A 9,853-nucleotide genomic window follows, 5' to 3' on the forward strand; every position below is an offset into this window, starting at 1 on the left:
GTCTCGACCACTTCCTGGATCAAGTAAAGCTCTTCGCGGGTAAATTCCCGACCACAGAATCGTTGATTGTCTCTTGCGCTGATCATGCCGGTCCTCCTTTGCCATTTTCCCATAGCAAAGAAATAGATCAAGGTCCAGCAGAAAATTAGCATCTTCGAAAAAAAAGTTTTTCATCATTGTCTCCAATTGTTCACGACAAGAGATCTAAAAAACTGAACTTATCCATTTTAAAAAATGCTAACCCGGCATCAAATAATCAATGCTTGGGTCCATAAACTGTCTAACTCGCTATTATTACTACTTTATAGGGTCGTTTTAAAAGAGCCGCACCCATTTGACTTAGCCACCTTATCAACTAACAGTTTTGTTATCTGCGGTTTTAAGTTGTTGGCTACCGCCATTAAGGTCAGGGTAATATCGGGCGTACCGGTTTCATTACGCACCACTGGAAAAGAAGCTTCATTGCCGCCTTCTCTCGAAAACACTATGGGTGTGCCTGTTTCCGCGGAGGTTTTATAGCGGACCAGTGCCTGCAGGGTGTCATGCAGGCGGCTTCGTTGTTTGGGAGAATCCCCGGGGATCTTAATAAAGAGAGAAAATATATTATATTCCGAAAATGTTGTAAAAGCACGATTCAACTGGTCCACAAGGCGCAAGTTTCCATCTCCGCTTCGCTTGATCATTTCTACAACAGCGCCGGCATCAACCCGGGTGTTGCTGAAGATCACTTCATAGTCGTTTTTTTCGGAAACAGTCGGATCATCGGGTGACCCGCGAAAACGGACAAGGATGCTTCGTTTGCCGGGCGTGGCTTTAGCTAGATGCGCGAGGGTTTCATCAATCTGATTAAGGATTTCCTCCTCGACCATGCTGTCCCGGTAAAGATGCTCATCCAGCATATATGTGCTGAGCTGGCGGACCAGATCCACCAAAAGAGCCTGTCGCTGATCTTCAATCTTTTTAAATTTTTCAAGCCCTTCGGCCAGCCAGTTCTTGGCATAGTCTGTGTCGATTCCCTGTAATTTTTTAAATAGCTCTTCCGCTTCCTTGTCAAGATTAAAAGCTGACGTGTTCATTTAATCCCTCTCTGTTGTAGTTCGCCGCTGGACTAGTTATCGCATTATAAGATAAGCGAAAGACCGGATTTTACCTCCAGCATGTCATTTGTCTGAGATACAGACCGCTTCATAGCTTTGTCCGCGGCGAAATCGGTCAAAAAAATCCGCATGTTTATCGTCAAATGATCCCTGTAAAGACCGAACTTGAAATAAGTCTCTTCTTCATGATCCTGATACCACGGCGCACCGCGATTGTCGACGATCAGTTTACCGTCCTTCCAGACCTGCAGTCTGCCGTCCAGGTTGATTCTGGGTACTATCGGAAGGAATTAGAAAAAAATAGCATACCAGGCTTCAGTGCCCATCCGTAATCGGACTGCGGCGGCTTCCCGAAGTTCAGCCCGCTCGGTTACCTGCCCGTCGGCGCCGACGCCCGAGACCGCTCCCGGGTAGACGGTGATTTCAATCGCTCGCTGTCCGGTGCGGACCGGAGCGGATACATGCCGCAGAGCGTTTTCTGAAAGATGCTGAATTGTCCAGATCGAAAAGAGCATACCGGATTCAAAATCATCTTTAAGATCAATGCCGCCATATCCGACACTGCCTATAAAGATGACGCATCCAATGGCCAAGCAAACCGAAACAAGACTTCTATATGACCTTCGCATTATACCTTCCGACGACGGTGCTGAGGTTGGGTTTGAGCCCGTCTAAAATATACCTGCCGGCCTCCTTGATTCGGAACTCTCGGCCTGCTATTTGCCTGATGTGGACTTATCGCCGTCATCATGGTCGAAAACATACCCCACCGAACGCAGGCTTTTGAAAAAAAGCGGTTTTCGGGGATTGGCTTCAAAATATTTACGAAAACGCACAATAAAATTATCAATGGTTCGGGTTTTCATTCCCCCTGGATAGCCCCAGCCGATCTCCAGAAGTTTTTTTCGGGGAATCGGTTTGCCCCGGTTGGTGATAAACAGCTTTAACAGTTTCGCTTCCTGTTCGGTCAGCCGTATCTCCCCGCGCGGGCCATAGGCCGTCAGCGTGCTGAAGTCAATCCGGTTTCCACAAAATGCGTAAACCAGTTCCCGGTCTGGAAACGCCCCGTTCCCGCTGCCGCTCCCGGAGCCGTACCGTGAGGCCCGCAGCAGCAGCCGTTCCACCCGCAGCAAAAACTCTTCCAGATTAAAGGGCTTGGCCAGGTAGTCGTCCACTCCGTATGAAAATCCCTTGACCTTGTCGTCGGAATCACCTTTGGCCGACAGGATCAGGATCGGGACGCGTTCATCCTCCAGCCGGATATTGCGCAGAACGGAAAGTCCGTCTATGCCGGGAAGCATGATGTCCAGCACGATTAAATCCGGCTGCCAATCCTTCCAGTCCAGCAGGCCGCTGGCCCCGTCTGCGGAAATTCTCACGTCATGGCCTTTAAGCACCAGATTCAGCTTGAGCCCTTCGGCGATATGCGCCTCGTCCTCGATGACAAGTATCCTTTTTTTTTCAGACGGGTTCATCTTTTGTTCCTTTCTATACGCATCTAAACGGACGCCGGCGCATCCAGGGGGAGAATGACGGTAAAAACCGACCCGGCGTTGTTTTCCCGGTTGGCGGCCGTGACGGTGCCCTTGTGAAGCCGGATGATGCTTTCCACCAGGTACAGGCCCAGCCCGCTTCCTTTGGCCGTCATGTTTTCCGACTTTCCGGTCTGGTAAAATTTTCGAAAAATCTTTTTAATTTCCGGCCTGCGCAGCCCGATGCCGTTATCCTCAAAACAGATATGCAATTTCCGGCCTTTGGGGTTGAAGGTAATATCCACCCGGGGCACCTTTGATTCGTTGTACTTAACGGCGTTGGTCAGCAGGTTCATCATCAGTATTTCAAACAGGGGAAGATCGATCCGGCACTCCAGCGCCCGTCCTGAAGGGTTATGAAAAAAGACTTCGCACCCATTAAAGACATGCTGGTTCTTCTCATAAGACTGCTTTAATACCGCAACCAGATCCCTGCTGACGAACTTGCCTTTCATTGTTTTGCTTTCAATCTTGGCAAGATTTAACATGCGGTTGATGGTCTCGGCCTGGCGGTCGGTGTCATGAATCATGTAGTTGATATATTTAAGCTGGTCCTCCCGGGACAGTTCATATTTTCTGAATGTTTCCAGATACAGTTTTAATGAAGTCACCGGGGTCTTGAGTTCGTGGGTAAAACTATCGATAAAGTTGCGCTGCAGCCGATAGAGCCGCAATGTCTTCAGGTTATAAACGAAAATAATAAAGATTCCTGTCAGAATGATCGCCACAAGGATCGACAGCACCAGAATCACCACCCAGGTCTGCGGCGCCAGGACCTGTCCGGGATTGATTTTGGATCTTTCGATGACGCCCTTGAGTCCGGTGCTGACCTCGACATACCAGTAAATATAAAGAATAAGGGAAAGCGACAAGGCCACGATAGAGAAAATAAAGACAAAAATCGGGTGGACCATCCACTTCCACTTTGATTGCTGCATAACGCTAATCCCCGCTTAAATTGAAAACGCCGGTATGTAAAACTATTGTAAAACAGCTGAACCGGTCTTTCCTTCCGGCCTGCATTCTATTAGATTAGTCCCATGAATTCAACTGCAAAAAAAATTCGTTCCGTACGAGAAGGAGCTTAATCATGACAGCTGCGGCATCACCGGTTCATCCCCTTGGCAAAAAAGCGAAAATCCTGCTGAGCAGTGTGTTCGGGCCTTACGCCCGGGACGACGCATACGGCAGCCGCCAAATCAATCCCATGGAGCTTTACCATAACCAGGTCACACGTGCCCAGGGGGCCTTTTCCCTGCGCATGTTTCACCGCTCTTTCGGCCTGATGCTGCTGCAGGCCAATATGGATGCGCCCTGCACCCTCCTTGATTTCCCCACCCTGGAACGCTTCACTGAAGAGATCAAAGAGCGTTCCTATGATGTTGTGGGAATCAGTGCGATTCTGGTCAATACCGCTAAAGTCAAAAAGATGTGCGAACTGATCCGAAAGCACCAACCCCGGGCCGTCATCGTCATCGGCGGTCATATCGCCAACAGATCCGATCTTGCGCAAATCATCGACGCCGATCATATCGTCAGGGGCGACGGCGTCCGCTGGTTCCGGAAATTTCTGGCCCAAGACCCCGAGGCCCCCGTCCGGCATCCGCTGCTCTATTCGGGTTTTGGAACCCGCAGCCTGGGCATCACCTTTAGGGACAGCCCCGGATCCACCGCCGCGATCCTGATCCCATCGGTGGGCTGCCCCTTGGGCTGTAATTTTTGTTCCACCTCGGCCATGTTCGGCGGAAAAGGCAAATTTATCAATTTTTATGAAAGCGGCGACGAACTGTTTACCGTGATGCGCCGGATCGAATCCAAACTCAAGGTGCGGTCTTTTTTTGTGATGGACGAAAATTTTCTGTTCCATCGCCAGCGGGCGCTGCGCCTCCTGGAACTGATGAAACAGCATAACAAAAGCTGGTCTCTGTATGTTTTCAGCTCCGCCCGGGTGCTGCAATCCTATACCATCGAGCAACTGGTCGGGCTGGGGATTTCCTGGGTCTGGATGGGGCTGGAGGGCGAGGACAGCCGCTATGCCAAACTGCGCAATGTCGACACACGCCTTCTGGTGAAAACCTTAAAGTCGCACGGCATAAGGGTTCTGGGCTCATCCATCATCGGACTGGAACACCACACACCCCAAAACATCGACCGAATCATCGATTATGCCGTTTCCCATGACACCGTTTTTCATCAGTTCATGCTCTATACGCCGGTGGCCGGCACCCCCCTTTACGAAGAGCACCGCCGGAACGGAACCCTCTTGTCCGAATCGGAGTTTCCGCTGGCGGACGCCCACGGGCAATACCGCTTCAATTACCGCCACCCCCACATCATGGACGGCGCAGAGGAGCAATTTCTGCTCAGTGCGTTCAGGCGCGATTTCGAGGTCAACGGTCCCAGCCTGGCCCGCCTGATCGACACGACCCTGGAGGGCTGGCAGCGATATAAACACCACCCGGAAAAACGCATCCGTGATCGCTTTGGCGCCAAGGTAGGCCTGCTGCGGACCGCTTATAGCGCCGCCGTCTGGGCAATGACGAAATACTACCGCGGCAGCGGAAAAATGGAAACAAGATTAAATGACCTTCTGAAGCGGCTTTACGCGGAGTTCGGCTGGAAGACCCGCCTCTTTGCCGCGCCGGCGGGCCGCTTTATACATTTAATGCTGAAACGGGAAGAAAAACGGCTGGCCCGCGGCTGGTCCTATGAACCCGGATCGTATTATGAGAAAAACGCCGCCGCCATGGCCCTGGAGCGTAAAATTATAAAACATTCCGAAGCGGCAACCGCCTGCGTCCAATGGGTAACCGGCAGACTTTCTCCGGTTCCGGGGCGATAGCGCTGCTGCAGTTTCTGTTGCTATTGACAGGAAGCTGTTCTTAAACTTCGACTTTTGAAGAACCCCGCCGTCCCGCCAAGGCGGGGCGGCGGAATGCGCTCGCAGTTGCGGTTCAGGACGGCCCCCGCTTTGGCAGCAAGATCTTTCTTTTTTCAGGGTCTTTCTGCGGACGGTAAAAAATAGCCATGTGACCGATCATTCCCACCTGCTCGGATGCGGTCTCCCTTTCAATGGCGCCGGCAATTTCTGCCTTCAGGCTTTTTTCCTTGAACTCAATAAATTTTATCTTGATCAGCTCATGTTGATCTAATGCTTCACCGATGGCCTTGGTAACCTCAGGCGTAATTCCCTTCTGTCCGACAAAAACCACCGGTTTAAGACCATGGGCGATCCCCTTTAGATATTTTCTCTGAAACCCTTTCAGTTTTTCCATCTAAACCTCCGATCCTATATTTTTCCGCATTCCTTGGTATATATAACTTTTCATAAATTCCCTTTCGAAATCAACAATATCTCGCTTCGCCCGTCTGGCGCGACGACATTTATTCATTGTGACACACCCTCTTGAGAAAGGAGGTGTGGAGGGATTGGACCCACCAGCTTGTCGAAATATTCCGGCACTTTTGCCTCAAAAAAGAGGCGCCGGCCGCTGAAGGGATGATCAAAGGCAATCGATCTGGCATGAAGCGCCATGCGGTCATGGCGTTCATTCGCTTTTCCGTACTTCCGGTCGCCCACAACCGGGTGCCCGATATCAGCGAGGTGAACGCGTATCTGGTTCTTTCGCCCGGTCAAGGGCCGGACCTCCAGCAGAGAGAATATCTTCGTCTCCCGCAGAACCGTATATGCCGTGTGGGACAGCTTCCCGGTGGTGGTGTCGGTCGTCGCATAAACGACCTGGCTCGCCTTGTTTTCCGTCAGGTGCGACGTAATGGTGCCGGAGCGCTCGGCAACTTTGCCGTAAACCACCGCCAGATACTTCTTTTCGGTTTTCTTCCAGCCGCCCTGCAGATTGGCCTTGGCCGTTTCAGTCTTGGCAAAGATGAGCACGCCCGAAGTCTGCTTGTCCAGCCGGTGAACGATATAGAGTTGTTTCCGGGATTTGGCGCTGCCCTTGCGGATATAATCCGTCAGGGCAAAGTGCACCGTGCGCACTTTTTCCGTTTCCGTAGCCACTGTCAGGAGGCCCGGCGGCTTATCCACCACCAGAATATCCCGGTCCTCGTGAAGGATCACAAGCCCTTTCGGCAGGAACTTTGTAACTGAGCTTAGTCGTTTCGTCATCGCAACTACCTATTAAATAGACATTTATTGACAAATCTCCCATGGCCCCTCTTTTCCAAAGAGGGGAATTCTTCCTCCCTTTGCCAAAGGGAGGTTAGGAGGGATTTTTTATTTCATGTCGTTATTATTACAAGAGCATTGGTCACAGCTTATCAGCCCACAGGCGTGCATACCTCCCATTTTTCCCTATCCTTGAACCCCGGAACCCCTGAACCCCGCCCTATTATACAAACTCCCCGGCCGCAACCCCCGACGACCAGGCCCATTGAAAATTAAATCCGCCCAGATGTCCGGTGACATCGACGACTTCCCCGATAAAGTACAACCCCCGCCGGCGCCTGCTTTCCATGGTTTTGGAGGACAGCTCATCCGTATCCACCCCCCCAGGGTTACCTCGGCGGTCCGGTAGCCTTCTGTTCCCGAAGGTTTTAACTGCCAGTGCGAAAGCCCTTCAGCGACACGGACAAGCGCGGAATCCGGCAGCTCGGCGACAGGCCTGTCCGCCCATGACCGCCAGAAGAGGGCCTGCAGCTCATGAACCAGACGTTTCGGCAGTCGCTGTGCCAGCAGATTGCGCAGGAGCGCTTTCGGGTGGTCCTGCTTCTGCACCCGCAGCCACTGCGGCAGGTTGGTGCCGGGCAATACATTCATCGTTAGGGCTTGCCCGGGCCGCCAGTAATTGGACAGCTGCAGCGCCGCCGGTCCGCTCAGCCCGCGATGGGTAAACAGCACGCTTCCGCCGAATGTCTTAGCGCCGGCGCCCAGTGTCACTTCCAGGGAAACACCCGACAGGCGTTCGGCCACCGCCCGAAAGCCGTCGCTGAAGCGAAACGGCGACAGGCCGGCCCGGGTCGGCAAAACGCGCAGCCCAAACTGCCGGGCGATGTCATATCCGAAGCCGCCGGCGCCTATCTCGGGCATGGACAACCCCCCGGTGGCAACCACCAGAGCGGTCGTTGAAAACTCACCCTTGTTTGTCGACAGCAGGAACCTCTTGGGATCGTCGTTTTCATTTTGATTCGCCGCTATCGAGGTTGTCTCGCACCCCGTCAGGATGCGAACACCGGCCTGTTCACATTCCGCCAGCAGCATCCGGAGTATATCCCCGGCGGAATCCCGGCAGAAGAGCTGCCCTTGCCCGCGTTCCTGTATCGGGATGCCGTGCGCCTCCACCATCGCAATAAAATCCCGCTGGGCATAGCGCTTTAAAGCGGATTTACAGAAATGCGGATTTTCCGAAATAAAGCAGCCGGGTTCCACATGCAGATTGGTAAAATTGCACCGTCCGCCTCCGGATATAAAATTTTTTCCCCCGGCCGGCTGTTTCTTTCAAGAACCAGCACGCGGCGTCCCCGCCGGCCGGCAGTTCCGGCGCACATCAGGCCTGAAGCGCCTGCGCCGATGATAATGACATCAAAGTGGGTCAAACCGATTCTCCCATCGATCTCCCCGCCAGCCACCCTGTTGAAAAGGCCGCCTGCAAATTGAAACCGCCGGTATCGGCATCGATGTCGATGATTTCCCCCGCGAAATACAACCCGTTAACCCGTTTTGATTCCATGGTCCTGTGGTCGATCTCGTTGATGCTCACGCCGCCGGCGGTGACAATCGCCTCGTCAAAGGACCGGTGCCCGCTGACTTCCAGCGAAAACTCTTTCAGCAGCAGCCGCAGCCCTTTGCGGTCCTCAAGGCGGAGCTGGCTTAGCTTCATATCTGCTTGAATCCCCAGTTTTTCAATAAAAATCGGGATTAATTGCATCGGCACAAGCCGTTTCAGCAGGGATTTGAATTCCTGCTTGCCGTGTTCGTTGATTTCCCTTAAAAGCCGCAGATCAACCGCTTTATGCGCCAGCGCGGGCTTTAAATCGATAACAATCCTTACACACCGTTTTTTATCCAGAAGCGCCACAATCGTCCGGCTGAGCGACAGGATGATCGGACCGGACACGCCATCATCCGTAAATACCATTTCTCCGAATTCCTCGGCAACCTTCCTGCTTTCGCACCAGACACTTGCGGAGACATTTTTCAGGGCCAGCCCCTGCAGTTTTGCGGCTGTTTCGCCGCCTGTCGTTATGGGAACGAGCGCGGGTAAAAGCGGCGTAATGGTATGACCCAGGCTGGATGCCAGCGGATATCCCCCCCCGCTGGAGCCGGTTTTCGGATACGATTTCCCGCCGGTCGCCAGTAGGACCTTGCCGGCTTTTACCGTCAGCCGCTCCGGGGGTTTATTTCCGGGGTGTACGCCTTTCCGTATGTCCAGGCTGAACTCCCCGTCCGCCTGTTGTGTTATGGCGGTTACTTCGCGATGGGTTGCAATGGGAATGTTCAGTTTTTTAGTTTTGCCGATCAGCGCGTCCACAACTTCCAGGGCACTGTCCCTGCCGGGGAAATATCGGCCGCCCCGTTCAAGCTTGAAGCGAACGCCGAGGTCCTCGAAATAGGCCAGCAGTTCCGTATTGAAAAACTTGCCGAAGGCATGCCGTAAAAATCTGCCGTTCCTGCCGAAGTGCGCAATAAACGCCTTTATCTCCGCACTATTTGTGATGTTGCACCGCCCCTTGCCGGAGATCCCCAGTTTCAGGGCGGGCTTGTGCATCTTTTCCAGAACAAGGATGCTTTTATCCGGGCGACAGCATTCAATGGCGGCGACAAGCCCCGCAGGTCCTGCGCCTACAATGACGACGTCATATCGGTTTTGAATCATAATCGGTATAATAGCATGAATGCCCCGATTATCAACTTCAATCCATTGAAAAAGGGGCAAAGCCCCCTTTTTACCCTGCCCCGCGTGAGAGGCGACGTGAATTTTTAGAATTTTAAGTGTTCAGGATATGGGGTAATCTATGTGGCCCCCTCTCTTGGAATTATATTCTCTTATCAAAAGACTGATCACTTCTGTGATCTGAAATAAATATCAAAATAAATGTGTCTGAAATTAGGTAATCAATATATCAAAGAACGTTATATATTAAAAAGAGGAGAGAATATACCTCCGAGAGTAGTAAAAACAAAATTTATTATCGCGTAGAAAAAAAGATAACCTCCTGATAGCATACGGGCAGCCAAAAATAAACCCTTAACACTAAAAGGAGGTT

At 52.2% G+C, this 9,853-nt stretch carries 10 protein-coding genes and 1 pseudogene; 1 reads left to right on the forward strand and 10 read right to left on the reverse strand.

Going from position 1 to position 9,853, the window contains the following annotated elements; genetic code table 11:
* Nucleotides 1-302 precede the first annotated feature (302 nt).
* The 4 genes from P1P89_20565 to P1P89_20580 form a co-directional block, all read right to left on the reverse strand.
* Nucleotides 303-1,076: a hypothetical protein gene (locus P1P89_20565; protein MDF1593908.1), complete on the reverse strand. Its 774-nt coding sequence runs from the start codon at nucleotides 1,074-1,076 to the stop codon at nucleotides 303-305.
* 311 nt (nucleotides 1,077-1,387) lie between these two features.
* Nucleotides 1,388-1,726, reverse strand: coding sequence for a hypothetical protein (locus P1P89_20570; GenBank protein ID MDF1593909.1), 339 nt, complete (start codon nucleotides 1,724-1,726; stop codon nucleotides 1,388-1,390).
* Nucleotides 1,727-1,813: 87 nt separating this feature from the next.
* Complete coding sequence (locus tag P1P89_20575; GenBank protein ID MDF1593910.1) at nucleotides 1,814-2,572, reverse strand: response regulator transcription factor; 759 nt, start codon at nucleotides 2,570-2,572, stop codon at nucleotides 1,814-1,816.
* A gap of 23 nt (nucleotides 2,573-2,595) precedes the next feature.
* Nucleotides 2,596-3,567, reverse strand: coding sequence for a HAMP domain-containing sensor histidine kinase (locus tag P1P89_20580; GenBank protein MDF1593911.1), 972 nt, complete (start codon nucleotides 3,565-3,567; stop codon nucleotides 2,596-2,598).
* Between the two features lie 152 nt (nucleotides 3,568-3,719).
* On the opposite strand from P1P89_20580, the gene P1P89_20585 reads away from it, so the two are divergent.
* Nucleotides 3,720-5,471, forward strand: coding sequence for a cobalamin-dependent protein (locus tag P1P89_20585; GenBank protein MDF1593912.1), 1,752 nt, complete (start codon nucleotides 3,720-3,722; stop codon nucleotides 5,469-5,471).
* 112 nt (nucleotides 5,472-5,583) lie between these two features.
* Here P1P89_20585 and yhbY read toward each other — a convergent pair whose 3' ends face one another.
* The 6 genes and pseudogenes from yhbY to P1P89_20615 all read right to left on the reverse strand — a co-directional run bounded on the left by yhbY (nucleotide 5,584) and on the right by P1P89_20615 (nucleotide 9,462).
* Nucleotides 5,584-5,904 (reverse strand): ribosome assembly RNA-binding protein YhbY, encoded by a 321-nt coding sequence (gene yhbY, locus P1P89_20590; protein MDF1593913.1) that lies wholly within the window; start codon nucleotides 5,902-5,904, stop codon nucleotides 5,584-5,586.
* A gap of 113 nt (nucleotides 5,905-6,017) precedes the next feature.
* The gene (locus tag P1P89_20595; GenBank protein ID MDF1593914.1) at nucleotides 6,018-6,755 is read right to left on the reverse strand and encodes an RluA family pseudouridine synthase; all 738 of its coding nucleotides are present in this window, start codon (nucleotides 6,753-6,755) and stop codon (nucleotides 6,018-6,020) included.
* Between the two features lie 223 nt (nucleotides 6,756-6,978).
* On the reverse strand, nucleotides 6,979-7,134 hold the full coding sequence (locus P1P89_20600; GenBank protein MDF1593915.1) for an NAD(P)/FAD-dependent oxidoreductase: 156 nt from the start codon (nucleotides 7,132-7,134) through the stop codon (nucleotides 6,979-6,981).
* A 59-nt stretch (nucleotides 7,135-7,193) separates the two neighbouring features.
* A pseudogene (locus P1P89_20605) lies at nucleotides 7,194-8,015 on the reverse strand (NAD(P)/FAD-dependent oxidoreductase).
* A complete protein-coding gene (locus P1P89_20610) occupies nucleotides 7,961-8,182 on the reverse strand; it encodes an FAD-dependent oxidoreductase (GenBank protein MDF1593916.1) in 222 nt (73 codons plus the stop codon). Before P1P89_20610 ends, P1P89_20605 begins: the two are co-directional and overlap by 55 nt.
* Entirely contained in the window at nucleotides 8,179-9,462 is a 1,284-nt protein-coding gene (locus P1P89_20615; GenBank protein MDF1593917.1) for an NAD(P)/FAD-dependent oxidoreductase, read from the reverse strand. The genes P1P89_20610 and P1P89_20615 overlap by 4 nt, the downstream gene beginning before the upstream one ends.
* Nucleotides 9,463-9,853 lie beyond the last annotated feature (391 nt).

The organism is Desulfobacterales bacterium (genome assembly GCA_029211065.1).
Lineage (GTDB): Bacteria > Desulfobacterota > Desulfobacteria > Desulfobacterales > JARGFK01 > JARGFK01.